We start from the raw sequence: 18,599 nt of genomic DNA on the forward strand, positions 1-18,599 counted from the left end.
CGTTCAACGATCCGGCCGCACCGGCCCCTGGTAGCGTCCGCGGGGTGGAGGACCGGGACGTGTCGGGACGCGCCCACCGGGTCGCGGACCTGGTGCGGAAGGGCATCCTCGACGGCACCCACCCGGTGGGTTCGCGGCTGTCCGAACCCGAGGTGTGCGCCGCCCTCGACGTCTCCCGCAACACCCTGCGGGAGGCCTTCCGGGCCCTCGCCGAGGAGCGCCTCGTCGTCCACGAGCTCAACCGCGGGGTGTTCGTGCGCATCCCCACCGCGCAGGACGTCCACGAGCTCTACGACGCCCGGCGGCTGGTGGAGTGCGCCGCGGTGCGCGACCACGGGCGGCGCACCGACGGCCTGGCCGACGTCGCCGCGGCGCTGGAGCGCGCGCAGCGGCGGGCCGACGCGGGCGACTGGGTCGGCGTCGGCGCCGCCGACGTGGACTTCCACCGGGCGCTGACGGCGCTGGGCAGCTCCCGCATCGAGGCGCTCATGCAGGGCATCTGGAACGAGCTGCGCCTGGTCTTCCACGGCGTGGGCCGGCCGGAGGAGTTCCACGGCCCCTACCTCCGGCGCAACCACGCGATCCTGGACACCCTGCGGGAACGGGGCGGGGTGGCCGCGGCGCGGCGGCTGCGCAGCTACCTCGACGAGGCCGAGCGGCAGGTGCTGCGGGCCCACCGGGCCGCACCGCCGGCGCCGGGCGCCTGAACCGCGGATCGCGCTACCGGCTCCCGTCCCCCACGATGGTGCGGTGCAACGACTCTCGGGGGAGGACGTCGCCTGCTGGCTGCTGAAGTCGGCCGGCTGGCCGGCGGAGCTGACGGCGGGCGGTGGGGTGCAGCGGCTGCACCGGTGCCTGCGGCGCAGCTACCGGCTGGACCTGGTGTCGCCGGGGCAGCCGTGCCTGCTCTGGGTGAGCGGCCGGGTCCGGCCCGGGGTGGCGGCCGTGGGCCGGGTGGTCGGCCACCCGGGGGCCGACGACCGCGTCGAGGTGGAGCTGCTGCCCCTGGCCGTCCCCGTCGCCCGGGCGGAGCTCCTCGGCGACGGGCGCTTCCGCGACGCCGAGGTGGTGCGGATGGCGGCGGGCAGCAACCCCTCCTACCTGCGCGCGGACCAGCTCGCGGCGGTGCGGGAGCGGCTGGACGACGCGGCGCTGGCGGCGTGGGGGGCGGTCGCCGGTTCCCCGTCCCGCTGACCCGCCGCTCAGAGGGCGGCGTCGGCGGTGGGGGCCGTCGTGGTGGCGACGATCTCCTGCAGCGCGGCGACGTGGTTCCGGTAGGCCTTCAGGCCCTGGCGGGTGAGGGAGAGCCACACCCGGCGCGAGTCGGTCCCCAGGCGTTCCTGCTTCACGTACCCGGCCTCGACGAGGGCGGCGACCTGCTTGCTCAGCGCCGAGGGGCTGAGCTCGAGGTGGTCCTTGACCACCGACAGCTCCAGCGTGGTGCCGGCGACGAGCATCGCGCAGATGCGCAGGCGGTGCGTGGGGTGGATGACGGGGTCGAGCTCGGCGCTCACCGGGGCCGCCCGGTGGACCGGCGGTGCACCACGCCGGCGAGGAGGTAGCTGGCGGTGGCGGCCGCGGCGAGGGCGACGACCGGCCAGGTGCGGTCGGTGACGTCGGCGACGACCAGGGCGCCGAGCGCGCAGGCGCCGGCGAGGGCGACGGCGGCGAGGAAGCCGCGGCTGGTGGGTAGCGTCCAGGGGGTGCCCATCCGGTACCCGGCCCCGACGTTGACCCCGAGGATGGTGGCGCTGGCGGCCAGGAAGAGGTTGGTGCGGTGCTCGGTGACGAGGGCGGTCAGGGCCAGGGCGCCCAGGAGGAGGGCGTTGACCGGGTAGATCCAGGTGGGCCACGGCGTGTCCCGCACGGCCCGCTGGACGGCCTGGACCTCCGCCAGCGCTGCGCGGGCCTCGGCGGCGTCGGGGGTGGGAGCGATGTTTTCCATGACGGAAACAGTAGCGGGTGTTTTCCGTCGTGGCAACCATCTCCCCGGTGGGGCTCAGGGGGCCGGGGTGGTCCTGGGCTCCTCGACGGGCGCGGTGGGGGGCGCCGTCGCCACCACCACCCGGTCCCGGCCGCCGGCCTTCGCGGCGTAGAGCGCGCGGTCGGCGGCGGCGAGGACCCCGGTGAGGTCCGCCCCGTGGTGGGGCAGGACGGCGCACCCGACCGACACCGTCGGCCGCACCCGGGTGCCGGCGGCCACCGGCACGTCCAGGGCCGCGCACGCCGCCCGCACCTGCTCCGCGCGCACCGCGAGGGCCTCCTCGTCCGCCCCCGGCAGCAGCAGCACGAACTCCTCCCCGCCGGTGCGGGCGACGAGGTCGCCGCGCCGCTCGGCCGCGGCCAGCACCCGCGCCACCTCCACGAGCACGAGGTCGCCGACGGCGTGGCCGTGGGTGTCGTTGACCCGCTTGAAGTGGTCGATGTCGACGGCCAGGACGCCGACGGGGTCGCCGGTGGCCGCCGCGCACCGCAGCAGCTGCGCGGCGGCGGTGTCGAAGTGGCGGCGGTTGTGCAGCCCCGTCAGCGGGTCGCGCACCGCCTCCTCCGCCAGCTGCGCCCGCAGCTGGGCCACCTCGGTGACGTCGCGCCCCACCACGACCCGCCCCAGGTCCCGGCCCCGGCGGTCGCGCAGCGCCGTGACCTGGACGTCCAGGTGCAGCCCGGAGGCGTGCTCCAGCTCGTAGCTCAGGTACCCCCCGGGCAGGTCCCCCAGCGCGCGGGCGGTGAGGAACCGCGCGGCGGGCAGGCCGACCGGGTCCACCGGCAGGTCCGGGTAGCGGGTGCGCAGGTAGGCGCGGCCGGCGGCGTTGACGTCGACGACCGTCCCCCCCGCGTCGACGACCACGATGGCGTCGCGCACGTTCTCCAGGACCGCGGCCCGCGCGATCGGCACCACCCGCAGCAACCCCACCCGCAGCACGGCGTAGGCGTCGATGAGCGCGGTGAGGGTGAACGAGAGCGGGGTGAGGTCGCGGCCGGAGAACACCTCCGGGTCGCTGATGACCACGACGTTGCCGGCGGTGCAGACCAGACCGGCCAGCAGCAGCAGGCCCACCTGCCGGCGCACCGGCCCGCTCCCGCGCCACCAGGCGTGCAGGAGCCGGGCGAACGCCGACGTCAGCAGGGCGTAGCACCAGAGCGTGTGCACCCAGAACAGCGGGCCCCACCGGACCTCGAACCACGGGGCCTGCGGGATCGGGGTGACCCGGGTCAGCACCAGGTGGTGCCACGGGTCGGTGGCCGCGACCGCGAGGACGAGCAGCGGCACGACCGCGAGGTGGACGACCTGGCCCCTCGGTGGCCGGTAGTGGGGGTCGGCCACGACGCGGGAGAGCAGGTAGAGGCTCACCACCGACCCGAGGATGCCGACGAACGAACCGTAGGTCAGCGCGGCGTGCACCGGCGGGGAGACGGGGAAGTTGAGCGGGACGCCGGTGGCCGACCAGAGCGCCAGGCTCGCGAAGGCGGTGGCCAGGGCGGTGGCGGCCGGGGTGGCCGACCGCCGGCGCCAGGCGAGGACCGCCAGCACCGCGTTGAGCAGCGCGGAGGTCGCGAAGGCGAGCGCGAGCACCTCGTCCACCGCACCTCCCCCGATCCCCGACGGACCCCTCAGGAACGGATCGGACACCCCGCCGCCCCGCTGGAGGGCGGACGGGGCCGTACGGGTGAGGTCCTCCACCCGCCCGGAGCGCCCAGGGTGCCAGACCGGGGTGCCGGCGCCGGGCGGCGGACGTCAGACCGGCGGGGTGCCCCGGTCGGCGTCGGCGACCTCCTCCTCCGGGCGCGGCGGCACGTCCTCGTCCACCTCCAGCTCGGGGACGGGCGGGTCGGCGGGGTCGAACGGCTGGCTGCTCATGGCGCGACGTTAGGACGCCGCGCGCGCCGGCGCGCTCCGGCGCGGCGGCACGGGCACGACGTCGAGGTCGTGCGCGAGGTGCACCCGGGTGCGCCCGCCCAGCTCCGCGACGGCGGCCCGGGCCTCGGCGGCCAGCTCCTCCAGGTCCGGGTAGCGCTGGGAGAAGTGCGCCAGCACGAGGGTCCGCACCCCGGCCCGGGCGGCGGCCCGCCCGGCCTGGCGGGCGGTGAGGTGGCCGCGGTCGCGGGCGAGGTCGGCGTGGCGCTCGGAGTAGGTGCACTCCAGGACGGCGAGGTCGGCGTCGCGGACGAGGTCGACGACGGCGGGGTGGTCGCGGGTGTCCATGACGAAGCCGAACACCTGGCCGGGGCGCTCGACGGAGACGTCGGCCAGCCGGACCCCGCGCAGCTCGCCGCGCCGCTGCAGCTCGCCCACGTCGGGTCCGGTGATGCCGGCGTCGGCGAGGGCGGCGGCGTCGAAGGAGCGGCCCGCGGGTTCCTCCAGCCGGTAGCCGACCGTCGGCACCCGGTGGTCCAGGGCCCGGGCGCTCAGCCGCGCCCCGGCGACCCGGGCCACCTCGACGGGTTCGTCGCGGACGGGGATCCCCTCGACGGTCACCTCCACGTGGGCGGCCGCGACGACGGCCAGCGCCCGCAGGTGCTCGAACGCGTCGTCGGGCCCGTGCAGGGTCACCGGGCGCCCGGGGCCGTCCTGGGCCATCCGGTTCAGGACGCCGGGGACGCCGAGGCAGTGGTCGTTGTGCCGGTGGGTGACGCAGATCCGCTCGATGCGCGGGGCGGACACCTCCGCGTGCAGCATCTGCCGCTGGGTGCCCTCGCCGGGGTCGAACAGCACCGAGGTCCCGTCCCAGCGCAGCAGGTAGCCGTTGTGGTTGCGGGTGCGGGTGGGGGCCTGCCCGGCGGTGCCGAGGACGACGAGTTCGCGGGGGCTCACCGCACCAGACTGCCCCCGTCCCCCGAGCGAGCTACCCGCGGGTGTCCACCGCGGGGTGACGACCCCGCGCGGGCGCGTCCGTAGCGTCGTGGACAGGTCGCCGCCACCGGGCGGCGGACCCCCGTCCACGAGGAGACACCGTGCTGCGCAACCGTTCCCGCACCCCCGAGGTGGTCCCCTCCCCCCGGGCGAGGCCGCTGGGGGTGCGCCTGCCGCTGCTGTTCGTCGTGTTCGCGGCGGTGCTGGTGCTCACCGCCCGGCTCGCCGGCGCGGCCGCCGGGTCCGCCGTGCCCGGCCTGCTCGTCGGGGTGGGCTGCGCCGCGGCGGCGCTGGGCCTGTACGGGGTCCTCGTCGGGCGGCTGGAACGCCGCCGGGTCGGTGAGGTCGCGCTGAGCGGGGCCGGGCGCTGGCTGGGGCGCGGGACCGCCCTCGGCCTGGGGGTCTTCACCCTGGCCATCGCGGTCGTCGCCGTCCTCGGCGGGTACCGGGTCACGGGCTGGGGGTCGGTGGAGGGCGCGTTCGGCACGCTCGGCCTCGTGACCGCCGTCGCGGTCGTGGAGGAGCTGCTGTTCCGGGGGGTGGTCTTCCGCCTCGTCGAGGAGCTCGCGGGGACGTGGGGCGCGCTGGTCGTGTCCGGGCTCCTCTTCGGCGGCCTGCACCTGCTCAACCCCGGGGCGACGGTCTGGGGGGCGCTCGCGATCGCCGTCGAGGCCGGCGGGATGCTCGCCGCCGCCTACGCCGCGACCCGGTCGCTGTGGCTGCCCATCGGCCTGCACCTGGGCTGGAACCTGGCCGAGGGCGGGATCTTCGGGACCGCCGTCTCCGGCGCCGAGCACGGCGGCGGCAGCCTGCTCCTCGGGGCCGTCGAGGGCCCGGTCCTGCTCACCGGCGGCGGGTTCGGCCCGGAGGCGAGCCTGCCGGCGGTCCTCGTCTGCCTCGCGCTGACCGCCCTGCTGATCCGCTGGGCCCGCCGCTCCGGCGGCGTCCGCCCGCGGCGCACCGCGGCCCGCGTCGCGTCTCCTACCCTCTGAGCGTGCTCCCCGCCCCGCGCCCCTGGTCGCGGAGCCCCGCCGCCCGCGACCTGGTGCTCGCGCTGCTCCTCACCGCGGTGGCCGCCGCCCCGGGGACCTCCGGGGTCTGGGTCGAGCTGGGGGAGCTCCCCGTCCGTCCCCCCGACGCCCTCGGGGTGGCGCTGGTGCTGGGGCAGAGCCTGCCGCTGGTGCTGCGCCGGTCGCACCCGGCGGTCTGCCTCGCGCTCGTCGGGGCCGCCTTCGCCGGCCACCAGGCCCTCGGCTACGCCCCCACCGCGGCGGGTCTGGGCCTCCACCTCGCCCTGTTCGCCGCCGGGGCCCACCTGCGCCGCCACCGGCGCGCCACCGCGGCCGCCGCCGCGGCGGGCTACCTCGTCCTCGTGGTGGCGCTGCGGGCGGTGGGTTCCCCGGCCGGCGTCCTGGAGCTCCTCACGTTCCTGCCGGTGCTGGCCGCGTTCTGGGCCGCCGGCGCCTGGGTCCGTTCCCGCCGGGGGGCGCAGGCGGCGCTGCGGGCCGCGGAGGCCGCCGCGGCCGTCGCCGAGGAACGGGCCCGCATCGCCCGCGAGCTGCACGACGTCGTCAGCCACCACGTGACGGCCATGGTGGTGCAGGCGGAGGCGATGCGGTTCCTGGTGGAGCGGCAGCCGGAGCGGGTCGCCGCGGGCCTGGGGGTCATCGGGGAGACGGGCCGCTCGGCGATGACGGACCTGCGCGACCTGCTGGGCGCCCTGCACGGCGCGGGCGATCCCGCCCGCGACCCCGCGGTGGGCAGCCTGGCGGACCTCGTCGACCGGGGGCGCGCCGCGGGCCTCTCCGTCGACCTGCGCGAGAGCGGCTCGGCGACCGCGGGCCCGGCCGGGGTCGAGCTCGCCGTCTACCGGGTGGTGCAGGAGTCCCTGACCAACGCGGTCAAGCACGCGCCGGGCGCCGGCACCGTCGTCCGGGTCGACCGGGGCCCGCGCGAGGTCGTCGTCGAGGTCGCGACGACCGCCGTCGGGCGGCCCCGGCGGGGGTGGGCGCGCTCGGGGCGCGGGCTGGTCGGTCTGGAGGAGCGGGTGGGTTTCGTCGGCGGCCGGTTCGCGGCGGGTCCCGAACCCGGCGGCGGTTTCGCGGTGCGGGCCTGGATCCCGTCGGGAGCCGGACGTGGCTGAGGCGCTGCGCGTGCTCGTCTGCGACGACCAGGAGCTGGTCCGCGCCGGTTTCGCCACCATCCTCGACGCCCAGCCCGACCTCGAGGTCGTGGGGGAGGCCGGTGACGGGCGCGCCGCGGTGGACCTCGCCCTGCGGTTGCGACCCGACGTCGTGGTCATGGACGTCCGGATGCCGGTGATGGACGGGGTGGAGGCGACCCGGTTGATCGCCGGGCCCGGGGTCGCCGAGCCGCTGACGGTGCTGGTGGTCACGACGTTCGACCTGGACCAGCACGTCTACGACGCGTTGCGGGCCGGGGCGGCGGGGTTCCTCCTGAAGGACGCGCGCCCGGCGGAGCTCGTCGCCGCCGTGCGCACCGTCGCGGGAGGTGAGCAGCTGCTGGCCCCGGCCGTCACCCGCCGCCTCGTCGGGCGCTTCGCCGAGCGCATCCGGGAGGTCGCGCCCGGACGCGGGGGAGCAGGGGCGGAGCTGGCCGGGCTGACCCCGCGCGAGGTCGAGGTGCTGGGCCTGATCGCCCGCGGCCTGTCCAACGCCGAGATCGCCGCCGAGCTCGTCATCAGCCACGAGACGGTCAAGACCTACGTCTCGCGGATCCTGGCCAAGCTCGGCCTGCGCGACCGCGTGCAGGCCGTCGTCCTCGCCTACCGGACGGGGCTCGTCGCGCCCTGACCCGACCCGAGGGGCCGGGTCACGCCGACGACACCAGAGTTGAGCGGAACAAGCTCAAGTCTGGCAGAGTTGTACCCAGCGAACGTCACACCCCTCACGCACCGGAGGTAGTCCGTGGACCTCAAGCTCACCACCCGCGCCCAGGAGGCCCTGGCCGACGCCGTCGGGCGCGCCACGTCCGCCGGGCACGCGCAGGTCGAACCCCTCCACGTCCTCGCCGCCCTGCTCGGGCAGGACAACGGCGTCGCCGGTCACCTGCTCGCCGCCCTCGGGGCCGACCAGGCCCTCCTCACCCGCCGGATCGACGGCGCGCTCTCCTCGCTGCCCAGCGCCTCCGGCTCCAACGTCAGCCAGCCCCAGCTCTCCCGCCCCGCCCTGCAGCTCATGCAGGCCGCCGGGGACGAGGCCCGCGCCCTCGACGACGCCTACGTCTCCACCGAGCACCTGCTCCTCGGGGCCGCCGCCTCCCCCTCCGCCGCCGGCGAGGCCCTGCGCGCCGTCGGCGCCACCCGCGACGCCCTCCTCGACTCCCTGCCCACCGTGCGCGGCGGCGCCAAGGTCACCTCCCCCGACCCCGAGGGCACCTACCGGTCGCTGGAGAAGTACGGCGTCGACCTCACCGAGCAGGCCCGCCAGGGCCGCCTCGACCCCGTCATCGGCCGCGACGCCGAGATCCGCCGCGTCGTGCAGGTGCTCTCGCGGCGCACCAAGAACAACCCCGTCCTCATCGGGGAACCCGGCGTCGGCAAGACCGCCGTCGTCGAGGGCCTCGCCCAGCGCATCGTCGCCGGCGACGTCCCCGAGTCCCTGCGCGGCAAGCGGCTGATCTCCCTCGACCTCGCCAGCATGGTCGCCGGGGCGAAGTACCGCGGCGAGTTCGAGGAACGCCTCAAGGCCGTCCTGCAGGAGATCCAGGACTCCGACGGGCAGGTCGTCACCTTCATCGACGAGCTGCACACCGTCGTCGGCGCCGGCGCCGGCGAAGGCGCCATGGACGCGGGCAACATGCTCAAGCCCATGCTCGCCCGCGGCCAGCTCCGCCTCGTCGGGGCGACCACCCTCGACGAGTACCGCGAGCGCATCGAGAAGGACCCCGCCCTCGAACGCCGCTTCCAGCAGGTCTTCGTCGGTGAACCCTCGGTGCCCGACACCATCGGCATCCTGCGCGGGCTGCGCGAGCGCTACGAGGCCCACCACAAGGTCGCGATCTCCGACGCCGCCCTCGTCGCCGCCGCGACCCTGTCCGACCGCTACATCAGCGGCCGGCAGCTGCCCGACAAGGCCATCGACCTCGTCGACGAGGCCGCGTCCCGGCTGCGCATGGAGATCGACTCCTCGCCCGTCGAGATCGACGAGCTCCGCCGCGCCGTGGACCGGATGAGGATGGAGGAGCTCGCCCTCAGCAAGGAGGAGGACGCCGCCAGCCGCAACCGCCTGGAGACCCTGCGCGCCCAGCTCGCCGACAAGCAGGAGCAGCTCACCGCCCTCACCGCGCGCTGGGAGCAGGAGAAGGCCGGCCTCAACCGGGTCGGCGACCTCAAGCACCAGGTCGACGAGCTGCGCTCGCAGGCCGAGCGCCTGCAGCGCGAGGGCGACCTCGGGCGGGCCAGCGAGATCCTCTACGGCCGCATCCCCGCGCTGGAGGCGGAACTGCGCCAGGCCCAGGCCGCCGAGCAGGACGCCCCCGCCCAGGCCCCGATGGTCGCCGACGAGGTCGGCCCCGACGACATCGCCGAGGTCATCGCCGGCTGGACGGGCATCCCCGCCGGCCGGATCCTCGAGGGCGAGACCGAGAAGCTGCTGCGCATGGAGGAGTTCCTCGGCGCCCGCCTCATCGGCCAGACCACCGCGGTGCAGGCGGTCTCCGACGCCGTCCGGCGCTCGCGGGCCGGGGTCAACGACCCCGACCGCCCCACCGGCTCGTTCCTCTTCCTCGGCCCCACCGGCGTCGGCAAGACGGAACTCGCGAAGGCGCTCGCGGACTTCCTCTTCGACGACGAGCGGGCCATGGTCCGCATCGACATGAGCGAGTACTCCGAGAAGCACGCCGTCGCCCGCCTCGTCGGGGCCCCTCCGGGCTACGTCGGCTACGAGGAGGGCGGCCAGCTCACCGAGGCCGTCCGGCGCCGGCCCTACTCCGTCGTGCTGCTCGACGAGGTGGAGAAGGCCCACCCGGAGGTGTTCGACATCCTCCTGCAGGTCCTCGACGACGGGCGCCTGACCGACGGCCAGGGCCGCACGGTGGACTTCCGCAACGTCATCCTGGTGCTGACCTCGAACCTCGGGTCGCAGTACCTGGTCGACCCGGAGCTCTCGCAGGCCACCAAGCACGACGCCGTCATGACCGCGGTCCGGGCGAACTTCAAGCCGGAGTTCCTCAACCGCCTCGACGACGTCGTCGTGTTCGACCCGCTGTCCACGCAGGAGCTGTCCCGGATCGTCGAGATCCAGGTGCAGCGCCTCGCCGACCGCCTCGCCGACCGCCGCTTCGTCCTCGACGTCTCCGACGCCGCGAAGGACTGGCTGGCCCTCACCGGCTACGACCCCGCCTACGGGGCGCGGCCGCTGCGCCGGCTGGTGCAGCGCGAGATCGGCGACAAGCTCGCCCGCGCGATCCTCTCCGGGGAGGTCCGCGACGGCGACACCGTCGAGGTCGACGTCGCCCGCGGCAGCTTCGACCTGGACGACCCGGCCTCGGCCGGGACGAACGGCCTCGTCGTCCGGCGGGCGGAGACGGCGCTGACCGTCTGAGACCGGCTCCTGCGACGCCCACCCGCCGGCCCGCGGGTGGGCGTCGCGCTGCCCGGCCTCAGCGCGACCGCGCCACCGCCGCCGCGGCCACCACGACCAGCCCCCGCCGCAGCACGTGGGCGCGTTCCCAGCGCGCCCGCGCCTCCCGCCAGCCGGGGGCCTCCTGCCCGGGCCGCCAGGTGCGCAACCGCTCGTTGATGGGCACGTGCACCCGCACGGTGAGGACGATCGCGCCCGCGACGGCGGCCACCGACCCCGCCCGCCACGCCGCGCCCGCCGGGTCCGGGCGGACCCGGGCCACGGCCGCGGCGGCGCCGGTGGCCATCGCGGCGACCGACAGGGCGGGGGCGAGGCGGCGCATGACGGCGTCGGCGCGCTGCTGGTGGTGCACGTAGTCGTCGAAACCCATCGCCCGGCGGCGCCGGCCGAAGGGTTCGGGGACGATCGCCAGCGCCAGCGCGGCGGTGCAGGCGTCGTGGACGCGGGACAGGGCGGCGGTGGACGGGAGGTTCACGCCCCGATCCTGGCGCACGGGCCGGGAAACGGCTGGTGCGGTGGCGGCCGGGACTGCGACGGTGGCGGGGTGCACGGGTCCGGGGGGAACCGACGGCGCTGGGCCGACCTGCCCGCGCCCGTCCACGACGCCGTCACGGAGGTCCTCGGCTCCCCGGCGGTGCGCGCGGTCTCGCAGTCGGGGGGTTTCTCCCCCGGAGCGGCCGAGCGGGTCGTCGCCGCCGACGGGACGCGGGCCTTCGTCAAGGCGGTGAGCGCCGCGCAGAACCCCGAGTCCCCCCGGCTGCAGGAGCGCGAGGCGCGGATCACCGCGGCGCTGCCGGCGGGAGTCCCCGCGCCGGGGTTCCGCGGGGCGCGGTGGGTGGGGGACTGGCACGTCCTGGTCCTGGACGGGTGCCGGGGCACCAGCCGGGCCTGCCCTGGCGGGCCGGCGACCTCGGTCCCGTGGTGGCGGCGCTGGACCGGCTGGTGGCGGTGGGGACGCCCTGCCCCGTCCCGGACCTGCCGACGGCGCGGGAAGCCCTCGCCGGGGAACTGCCGGAGCCCGCGCTGGACCTCCTCGACGGCGACAGCCTCGTCCACCTGGACCTGCGGGCGGACAACCTCCTGCTGACCCCCGCCGGGGCGGTCCTGGTCGACTGGCCGCACGCCTGCCGCGGACCCGCCTGGCTGGACCTGCTGACGCTGCTGGCCGAGGTCGACCGGCTGGGGGAGGAGGGTCTCGCCGAGCGCGTGCTCACCACCTCCGCGCTGACCCGCGACGTGGAGGCGGACGTGCTGACGACGGTGCTCGACGGGTTCCGCGCGTTCTTCCTCCACCGGGCCGCGCAGCCCGTCCCGCCGGGGTTGCCGACGCTGCGGGAGTTCCAGCGCGTCCAGGGCGAGGCGCTGGCGCGCTGGGTGGCCCGGCGGCGGGCACCCGCGCGCTGAGGACGCGGCCGGGGGTCAGCCGCGGCCGGCGCGTTCGACGATCTCGGTGGCGATGTCGCGCAGCTTGCGGTTGGTGTGCTGGGACTGCTTCGCCAGGTGCGCGAACGCCTCCTCCGGGCTGCAGCGCAAGCTCGCCACCAGCACCCCCTTGGCCTGCTCGATCACCGCCCGGGACTGCATCGCGACCTGCAGGTTGCCGTTGAGCGCCATCGAGGAGGCGTAGAGGGAGTGGTTCGCCAACGCGACCGCGGCGTAGGCGGCGAAGGCCTGCAACGTCTTCTCCGCGTCCTCGTCCAGGACGCCCTCGTCAAAGCGGTAGACGTTGATCCCACCCAGGATCCGCTGGGGCATCGGCATGCCCACGGAGAGGCTGCTGCGCACGCCCTGACGCGCAGCGACCGCGGCGAAGTCGGGGTAGACCTCCTCCGCGCCGGTGTCGTCCACGCGGATGACCTGCCCGCTCTGCGCGGCGTCGATGCAGGGGCCGAAGCCGCCCTCGTACTGCCGTTCGTCCAGCGCGGCGGCGAGGCTGCCGGTGAAGGCCGCGGAGCGGGCGCGGTCGCCTTCCAGCAACGTCACCGACACCTCCTCCGCCCCCGGCACGCACTCCTGGGCGAGCTGGGCCACCCGGGCCAGGACCTGGCTGAGGGGGGTCTCGCCCACGACGAGCGTGCTCAGCTCGGCGAACGCGTCCTGGGGGTCCATCAGCTCCCCCGCCGGCGGTGGGGTCGCCACAGCCGGTTCGACCGGTTCGGGCGGGGACGCGGGGGTCGGGGACGCGGGATCTGGGGACACGGGATCTGGGGACACTGGAGCTCCTCCACACGGGGCGCGGAGCTCGACGCCCCGCAACGGTTCCCGCCGCTGCAGAAGCGGTGACGGAACCTGCGAGAGCTGTGGGTCCAACCCGGGCCGCGACGCTCTCCCCCCTGGCCGGGGGGACGGAGCGCGGCAGTGGCGCAGTGGTCCCAGCCTACGCGTGTTCGGCGGTTCCGGGGGTCCGGAAGGAGCGGCGGTTCTCCAGGACGGGCAGCGCGGCCCGGGCGCGGGCCACCCGCTCCAGGTCCAGGTCGACGACGAGGTGCCCGCGCTCGGCGCCCAGGGCGGCGACGACGTCGCCGAGGGGGCCGACGACCCGGCTGTGCCCGACGCCCAGCGGGGCGGTCGACCCGCCGGCGAGCTCGCCCGGGTCGGCCTGGCCGCAGGCCACGACGAACGAGGTGCAGTCCAGGGCCCGCGCCCGCGCCAGCAGCTCCCACTGCTCGACCTTGCCCGGTCCCGCCCCCCAGGAGGCGGCCACCACGACGACCTGCGCCCCCCGGTCGGCGAGGGCGGTGAACAGGTCGGGGAACCGCAGGTCGTAGCAGGTCGCGAACCCCACCCCGACGCCGTCGACGTCGACGACCACCGGGTCCGTCCCGGGTTCGACGCTCTCGGACTCGACGAAGTCGAACGCGTCGTAGAGGTGGATCTTGTCGTAGTCGGCGTGCACCCCGGCGCCGCGCACCAGCAGGGTGTTGCGCACCCGGTCCCCGCCGCCGGGGGAGAACGCCCCGGCGACGACGGTGATCCCCGCCGCGTCGGCCAGCGCCGCCAGCTCCCCGGCCCAGGGCCCGTCGACGGGTTCGGCGACCGGGCCCAGCGGCACCCCGAAGCGGCACATCGTGGCCTCGGGCAGGACGAGGAGGCGGGCCCCCCGCCCGGCGGCGCGGGCGACCTCCTCCGCAACGAGGTCGAGGTTGGCGGCGGGGTCGTCGGTGCTGTTGATCTGGGCCAGGGCGATGCGCACGGGGGCTCCTCGGTCGTGCTCGGCGGGTGGTCCGGTGGTGTACACATGTCGTGTGCCAGGACGGTCGACAGGTCGGGAACGGGCTTACCAGTACCTCCGCGACGAGGTGCTCGTGGACCCCTCCGTCCAGGGCACCTTCCTCAACGAGCTGGATCTCGCGACGCGGGTCGGCGTCTCCCGGACCCCGGTGCGCGAGGCGCTGCTGCTGCTGGTCTCGGAGGGCCTGGTGGAACTGGTGCCCCAGCGGGGAGCCTACGTCCCGGTGCTCACCGGGCGGCAGGTCAGCGAGCTCATGGACCTGCGCGGCGCGTTGGAGCGGCACGCCGCCACCCGGACGGTGGCGGCGGGGACCGTCCCGTTCGCGGCCCTGGAGGAGGCGCTGGACCAGCAGCGCCTCCTCCTGGGCGGCGGGGGCGGAACGGATGCCGCCCGCCGGTTCATCGAGTGGGACCGGGTGTTCCACTCGGTTCTCGTCGACGCCGTCGGCAACGGGTTGCTGTCCTCCACCTACGCGAACCTGCGGGTGCGGCAGGTGCGCATCGGCGTTCAGGCCCTGTACTCCGCCGCCGGCCGTCAGGAGACGGTGTGCGAGGAGCACCGGCGCATCGTCGACGCGCTGGCCGCCGGGGACGTGGCCGAGGCGCACGCGGCGATCGACGAGCACCTGCAGGTCACGCTGCGCGTCCTGCTGGCCGCTTAGCCGCGTTCTCCGCCAGCAGCGCGTCGTCCTCGGCGGGGTCGGGGTCGCGCCCGAGGGCGAGCCCGACGAGCGTCACGACCGCGGCCACGGCGATGTAGACGGCGATGGCGGTCCCGCTCCCGGTCGCGTCGAGCAGGGCGGTGAACGCCAGCGGCGCGAGCGCCCCGCCGAAGATCCCGGCGATCGTGTAGGCCAGCGAGGAGCCCGTGTAGCGCAGCCGGGGCGAGAACTGCTCGGTCACGAACGCGGCCTGGGGCCCGTACATGCAGGCGTGGATGGCCAGGCCGACGACGACGCCGACCGTCAGCGCCACGTGGGAACCGCCGTCGACGAGGGCGAAGAACGCGAACGGCCACACGATCGCGCACACCGCGCCGATCGCGTACAGCAGGCGCCGGTTGACCCGGTCGGACACCGCGCCGGCCAGCGGCATGAGGAACAGCTGGCAGGCGGACCCGACGAGGACGGCGGCCAGGACCTGACCGCGGGAGAACCCGACGACGGTGGTGCCGTAGGTCAGGACGAACACCGTGAACATGGCGTAGAGGACGTCCGGGCCGACGCGGGAGCAGATGGCGGCGACCAGCCCGCGCGGGGACGTCCGGAACACCTCGCGCACCGGGGCCGAGGGGGCGTCGCCGCGTTCGGCGATGGCCTGGAACACGGGGGTGTCCTCCAGCTTGAGCCGGATCCACAACCCGAAGGCGACGAGCAGTGCGGAGAGCAGGAACGCGATGCGCCAGCCGCCGCCCTCGAACGTCTCCTCGCTCATCGTCACGGTGAGCAGGCCCAGGACGCCGTTGGCGAGCAGGTTGCCCGCCGGCGGCCCGACCTGGGCGGCGGAGGAGTAGAACCCGCGGCGGCGGGGGTCACCGAACTCGGCGGAGAGCAGGACGGCCCCGCCCCACTCGCCCCCGACCCCGACGCCCTGGGCGAAGCGCATGAGCACCAGCAGGACCGGGGCGGCGACGCCGATGGTGGCGTAGGTGGGCAGCAGGCCGATGACGAAGGTCGCGATCCCGATGAGCAGCAGCGTCGCGACGAGGACCTTCTTCCGTCCGATCACGTCGCCCAGCCGCCCGAACAGGATCCCGCCCAGCGGGCGGGCGACGTAGCCGACGGCGTAGGTCGAGAACGCCAGCAGCGTCCCGGTCAGCGGGTCGGAGGAGGGGAAGAAGAGCTGCGGGAGGACGAGGGCCGAGGCGCTGGAGTAGACGGCGAAGTCGTACCACTCCAGCGAGGTCCCGGTGAGGCTGGCGGCGTAGGCCTTGCGGACCGAGGCGCGGGACACGCCCGTCGCCGGTGCTGCGGCGTCCATGGTGTTCCTCTCGTGCGTCGTGCGGGACCGGACGGGATGTCCCGACGGTAGTGCATGCGAGGTGTATGCAACAGGTGTTAGCGTCGACACCTCCGACGAAGCGACAGGAGCACCCGTGTCCGTCCCCACCACCGTCCCCCGCGCCGCCGTCCCCGCCCACCTCGGCCACCTCGACCTCGAACTGCCCGACGGCGAGGTCCGCTCCGTCACCGTCGCGCGCCTGCTCAACGCCGGGTACGCCGGACGGGACCAGGCCGAGGTCGCCCGGCACATCGCCGAGCTCGCCGAGCTGGGGGTACCGGCCCCCGCGACGACGCCCGCCCTCTACCCCGTGTCCCCCTACCTCGCCGCGCAGGCCGACGTCGTCCCCGTGCAGCACGAGCGCACCTCCGGCGAGGCCGAGTGGGCGCTGGTCGTGTCCGGGCCCGACCCCGAGGACGTGCTGCTGACCGTCGCCTGCGACCACACCGACCGCGCCCTGGAGGTTCACGGGGTCGCGTGGAGCAAGAACGCGAGCCTCGACGTCCTCGGGCGACGGGCCTGGCGGCTCGTCGACGTCGAGGACCACCTGGACCAGCTGCGCCTGCGGGCCTGGGTCCACGCCGGCGACGGCCCCGGGACCCTCGTCCAGGACGCCCCCCTCGCCGCGCTGCTGCCCCCCTCGTACTGGCTGGACGCGCTGCGCGCGCGCGGTCTCGCGACCCCGGGGACGGTGCTGCTCAGCGGGACGGTCGCCATGGTCCCGGGGGTGGACCAGTTCGCCCGCCGCTGGAGCGTCCGGCTGGAGGACCCGGTGCGCGGGGACGCCCTCGAGCTCGGCTACCGCGTCGACGTCCTGCCCGCGGCCGTGGGCTGAGGCGGCGGTGGGCACCGGGCGGGCGCGACCCGCGCAGGAGTTCGCCGAACCCGCCGGGCCGTGGGTCCCGGCCCCCGCCCCCGCGCGCGGGGTGTGGAACCGGGTGCTCGGCGGGGAGGGCGACGACGCGGCGCTGCTGCAGCGCTACGAGCCCGGCGGGACCAGCGGGACGGAGGTGCTGCGGCACGAGCACTGGGAGGAGGTCTACGTCCTCTCCGGTGCGCTCACCGACCTCACCAGCGGGGTGGTCGCGACGGCCGGCACGTACGCGTTCCGCCCGCCGGGCATGCCGCACGGCCCGTACCGCAGCGAGGGCGGGTGGGAGGCGCTCGTCACCACCTGCCCGGCTGCCGCCACCACCCGCCCGGCTGCCGCCGACTGAGGCCGGGCGTCGGCGACCGCTCCCGCCAGCGGGGATGATGGGGGGGTGAGCACCGCCGAGACCGAGACGCTGGAGACGACCGCCGAGGTCGCGCGAGCCACGGCCGCGCAGGTCCTGGCCGAGGCCTCCCGCCGCCGCACCATCGCCGTCATCAGCCACCCCGACGCCGGCAAGTCCACGCTGACCGAGGCGCTGGCCCTGCACGCCAACGCCATCCGCGAGGCCGGGCACGTCCACGGCAAGGCGGGCCGGGCCGGGGTCGCCACCGACTGGCAGGACATGGAGAAGCAGCGCGGCATCTCGATCAGCTCCGCGGTGCTGCAGCTGGACCACCGCGGGATGGTCGTCAACGTCGTCGACACCCCCGGTCACGCCGACTTCTCCGAGGACACCTACCGCGCCCTCACCGCCGTCGACGCGGTGATCATGCTGGTGGACGCGGCCCGCGGCATGGAGGTCCAGACCCGCAAGCTCTTCGGCGTCTGCAAGCAGCGCGGCCTGCCCGTGATCACCGTCGTCAACAAGTGGGACCGCCCCGGGCAGGAGGCGCTCGCCCTGCTCGACGAGATCGAGTCGGTGACCGGCCTCAAGCCCACGCCGATCACCTGGCCCGTCGGGATCGCCGGCGACTTCCGGGGCCTGCTGGAGCGCGGCAGCGGCGAGTACGTGAAGTACACCAAGGCCCCCGGCGGCGCGACGCGCGCCCTGGAGCAGCGGATGAGCGCCGCGGACGCCGCGGCCCTGGAGGGCCCGTCGTGGCAGCAGGCCCTGGAGGAGCACGAGCTGCTCTCCGAGACCGGCGCCGACCACGACGAGGAGGAGTTCCTCGCCTTCCGCACGACCCCCGTCTACTTCACCGCCGCCGTGGCGAACACCGGCGTGGGGCAGGTCCTCGACGCCCTCGTCGACGTCGCGCCCTCCCCCCACGACCAGCGCGACGTCGCGGGCGCGACCCACACCCTCGCCGAGGGCTTCAGCGCGCAGGTGTTCAAGACCCAGACGGGGATGAACCCCGCCCACCGCGACCGCCTCGCCTTCGCGCGGATCCACTCCGGGGTGTTCCACCGCGGCATGACCGTCCGCGACGACCGCAGCGGGCGGCCCATGGTGCTCAAGCACGTCCAGACCGTCTTCGGCGCCGACCGCTCCACCGTCGACGTGGCCTGGCCCGGCGACGTCATCGGCCTCGTCAACGCCCGCCACGTCGTCGTCGGCGACACGCTCTCCGAGAACGGGCGGATCTCCTACCCGCCGCTGCCGGTGTTCGCCCCGGAGCACTTCCGCACCGTGCGCCCCGCCGACCTGCGCGTCGGCAAGCAGTTCCGCCAGGGGCTGCGCGAACTGGACGCCGAGGGCGTGGTGCGCGTCCTGACCTCCGACTCCCGCGGCGACGGCGAGCCCGTCGTGAGCGCGGTCGGCGCGCTGCAGTTCGACGTCGTCCAGTACCGGATGACCCACGAGTTCCGCTCGCCGGTGCTGTTCACCGAACTGCCCTACACGACGGCCCGGATCATCGACGCCGCTGACGCCCCGCTGCTGCGGGCCCACCGCGGCACCGAGGTCGTCCACCACACCGACGGGCGCACCTTCGCCCTCTTCACCGACGAGTGGCGCGTCCGCAGCTTCGAGCGCGACAACCCCGGCGTCCGGCTCGAGGAGCTCGTCGCGACGAGCTCCTGACGAGCCGGACGGGAC

At 75.7% G+C, this 18,599-nt stretch carries 20 protein-coding genes; 11 read left to right on the forward strand and 9 right to left on the reverse strand.

Annotated features, from left to right (window positions below; all coding sequences use genetic code 11):
* The first annotated feature begins 44 nt into the window (after positions 1 to 44).
* Together KRAD_RS12710 and KRAD_RS12715 are read left to right on the forward strand one after the other, a co-directional pair.
* On the forward strand, positions 45 to 707 hold the full coding sequence (locus KRAD_RS12710; RefSeq protein ID WP_041292073.1) for a GntR family transcriptional regulator: 663 nt from the start codon (positions 45 to 47) through the stop codon (positions 705 to 707).
* Positions 708 to 750: 43 nt separating this feature from the next.
* Positions 751 to 1,194 (forward strand): hypothetical protein, encoded by a 444-nt coding sequence (locus tag KRAD_RS12715; RefSeq protein WP_012086019.1) that lies wholly within the window; start codon positions 751 to 753, stop codon positions 1,192 to 1,194.
* An 8-nt stretch (positions 1,195 to 1,202) separates the two neighbouring features.
* Here the strand turns inward: KRAD_RS12715 and KRAD_RS12720 are convergent, their stop codons facing one another.
* The 5 genes from KRAD_RS12720 to KRAD_RS12735 all read right to left on the reverse strand — a co-directional run bounded on the left by KRAD_RS12720 (position 1,203) and on the right by KRAD_RS12735 (position 4,813).
* Positions 1,203 to 1,514 carry a transcriptional regulator gene (locus KRAD_RS12720; protein WP_012086020.1) on the reverse strand — a complete coding sequence of 104 codons (312 nt, stop codon included), beginning with the start codon at positions 1,512 to 1,514 and terminating at the stop codon, positions 1,203 to 1,205.
* Positions 1,511 to 1,945 carry a hypothetical protein gene (locus tag KRAD_RS12725; RefSeq protein ID WP_041292074.1) on the reverse strand — a complete coding sequence of 145 codons (435 nt, stop codon included), beginning with the start codon at positions 1,943 to 1,945 and terminating at the stop codon, positions 1,511 to 1,513. Before KRAD_RS12725 ends, KRAD_RS12720 begins: the two co-directional genes overlap by 4 nt.
* 54 nt (positions 1,946 to 1,999) lie before the next feature.
* Complete coding sequence (locus tag KRAD_RS12730) at positions 2,000 to 3,583, reverse strand: histidine kinase N-terminal 7TM domain-containing diguanylate cyclase (protein ID WP_041292075.1); 1,584 nt, start codon at positions 3,581 to 3,583, stop codon at positions 2,000 to 2,002.
* A gap of 153 nt (positions 3,584 to 3,736) precedes the next feature.
* Positions 3,737 to 3,859: a hypothetical protein gene (locus tag KRAD_RS27550; protein WP_275263067.1), complete on the reverse strand. Its 123-nt coding sequence runs from the start codon at positions 3,857 to 3,859 to the stop codon at positions 3,737 to 3,739.
* 9 nt (positions 3,860 to 3,868) lie between these two features.
* The gene (locus tag KRAD_RS12735) at positions 3,869 to 4,813 is read right to left on the reverse strand and encodes a ribonuclease Z (protein ID WP_012086023.1); all 945 of its coding nucleotides are present in this window, start codon (positions 4,811 to 4,813) and stop codon (positions 3,869 to 3,871) included.
* Between the two features lie 203 nt (positions 4,814 to 5,016).
* On the opposite strand from KRAD_RS12735, the gene KRAD_RS12740 reads away from it, so the two are divergent.
* The 4 genes from KRAD_RS12740 (at position 5,017) to clpB (ending at position 10,416) form a co-directional block, all read left to right on the forward strand.
* Entirely contained in the window at positions 5,017 to 5,844 is an 828-nt protein-coding gene (locus tag KRAD_RS12740; protein WP_041293168.1) for a CPBP family intramembrane glutamic endopeptidase, read from the forward strand.
* 2 nt (positions 5,845 to 5,846) lie between these two features.
* Positions 5,847 to 6,995, forward strand: coding sequence for a sensor histidine kinase (locus KRAD_RS12745; protein ID WP_012086025.1), 1,149 nt, complete (start codon positions 5,847 to 5,849; stop codon positions 6,993 to 6,995).
* A complete protein-coding gene (locus tag KRAD_RS12750; RefSeq protein WP_012086026.1) occupies positions 6,988 to 7,665 on the forward strand; it encodes a response regulator in 678 nt (225 codons plus the stop codon). The genes KRAD_RS12745 and KRAD_RS12750 overlap by 8 nt, the downstream gene beginning before the upstream one ends.
* Positions 7,666 to 7,779: 114 nt before the next feature.
* Positions 7,780 to 10,416: an ATP-dependent chaperone ClpB gene (gene clpB / locus KRAD_RS12755; RefSeq protein WP_012086027.1), complete on the forward strand. Its 2,637-nt coding sequence runs from the start codon at positions 7,780 to 7,782 to the stop codon at positions 10,414 to 10,416.
* Between the two features lie 58 nt (positions 10,417 to 10,474).
* Here the strand turns inward: clpB and KRAD_RS24385 are convergent, their stop codons facing one another.
* Positions 10,475 to 10,930: an anthrone oxygenase family protein gene (locus tag KRAD_RS24385; protein ID WP_049821194.1), complete on the reverse strand. Its 456-nt coding sequence runs from the start codon at positions 10,928 to 10,930 to the stop codon at positions 10,475 to 10,477.
* Between the two features lie 392 nt (positions 10,931 to 11,322).
* On the opposite strand from KRAD_RS24385, the gene KRAD_RS26590 reads away from it, so the two are divergent.
* Positions 11,323 to 11,859, forward strand: coding sequence for a phosphotransferase (locus KRAD_RS26590; RefSeq protein WP_203417564.1), 537 nt, complete (start codon positions 11,323 to 11,325; stop codon positions 11,857 to 11,859).
* A gap of 15 nt (positions 11,860 to 11,874) precedes the next feature.
* Here KRAD_RS26590 and KRAD_RS12770 read toward each other — a convergent pair whose 3' ends face one another.
* Positions 11,875 to 12,594, reverse strand: coding sequence for an ANTAR domain-containing protein (locus KRAD_RS12770; RefSeq protein ID WP_238985745.1), 720 nt, complete (start codon positions 12,592 to 12,594; stop codon positions 11,875 to 11,877).
* Between the two features lie 238 nt (positions 12,595 to 12,832).
* Complete coding sequence (locus KRAD_RS12775) at positions 12,833 to 13,648, reverse strand: carbon-nitrogen hydrolase family protein (RefSeq protein WP_012086032.1); 816 nt, start codon at positions 13,646 to 13,648, stop codon at positions 12,833 to 12,835.
* A 37-nt stretch (positions 13,649 to 13,685) separates the two neighbouring features.
* Here KRAD_RS12775 and KRAD_RS12780 point away from each other — a divergent pair, with 37 nt between their 5' ends.
* On the forward strand, positions 13,686 to 14,348 hold the full coding sequence (locus KRAD_RS12780) for a GntR family transcriptional regulator (RefSeq protein WP_012086033.1): 663 nt from the start codon (positions 13,686 to 13,688) through the stop codon (positions 14,346 to 14,348).
* Here the strand turns inward: KRAD_RS12780 and KRAD_RS12785 are convergent.
* Positions 14,320 to 15,666 (reverse strand): MFS transporter, encoded by a 1,347-nt coding sequence (locus tag KRAD_RS12785; RefSeq protein WP_012086034.1) that lies wholly within the window; start codon positions 15,664 to 15,666, stop codon positions 14,320 to 14,322. The genes KRAD_RS12780 and KRAD_RS12785 overlap by 29 nt on opposite strands.
* A 115-nt stretch (positions 15,667 to 15,781) precedes the next feature.
* Between KRAD_RS12785 and KRAD_RS12790 the strand changes: the two genes are divergently transcribed.
* The 3 genes from KRAD_RS12790 to KRAD_RS12800 are packed head-to-tail and all read left to right on the forward strand — an operon-like array spanning position 15,782 to position 18,584.
* Positions 15,782 to 16,522 carry a DUF2848 domain-containing protein gene (locus tag KRAD_RS12790; RefSeq protein WP_012086035.1) on the forward strand — a complete coding sequence of 247 codons (741 nt, stop codon included), beginning with the start codon at positions 15,782 to 15,784 and terminating at the stop codon, positions 16,520 to 16,522.
* A gap of 7 nt (positions 16,523 to 16,529) precedes the next feature.
* Positions 16,530 to 16,904 (forward strand): cupin domain-containing protein, encoded by a 375-nt coding sequence (locus KRAD_RS12795; protein WP_012086036.1) that lies wholly within the window; start codon positions 16,530 to 16,532, stop codon positions 16,902 to 16,904.
* Between the two features lie 45 nt (positions 16,905 to 16,949).
* Positions 16,950 to 18,584, forward strand: a complete 1,635-nt coding sequence (locus tag KRAD_RS12800; protein ID WP_012086037.1) for a peptide chain release factor 3 — start codon at positions 16,950 to 16,952, stop codon at positions 18,582 to 18,584.
* Positions 18,585 to 18,599 lie beyond the last annotated feature (15 nt).

The organism is Kineococcus radiotolerans SRS30216 = ATCC BAA-149 (assembly GCF_000017305.1).
Taxonomy (GTDB): Bacteria; Actinomycetota; Actinomycetes; order Actinomycetales; family Kineococcaceae; genus Kineococcus; species Kineococcus radiotolerans.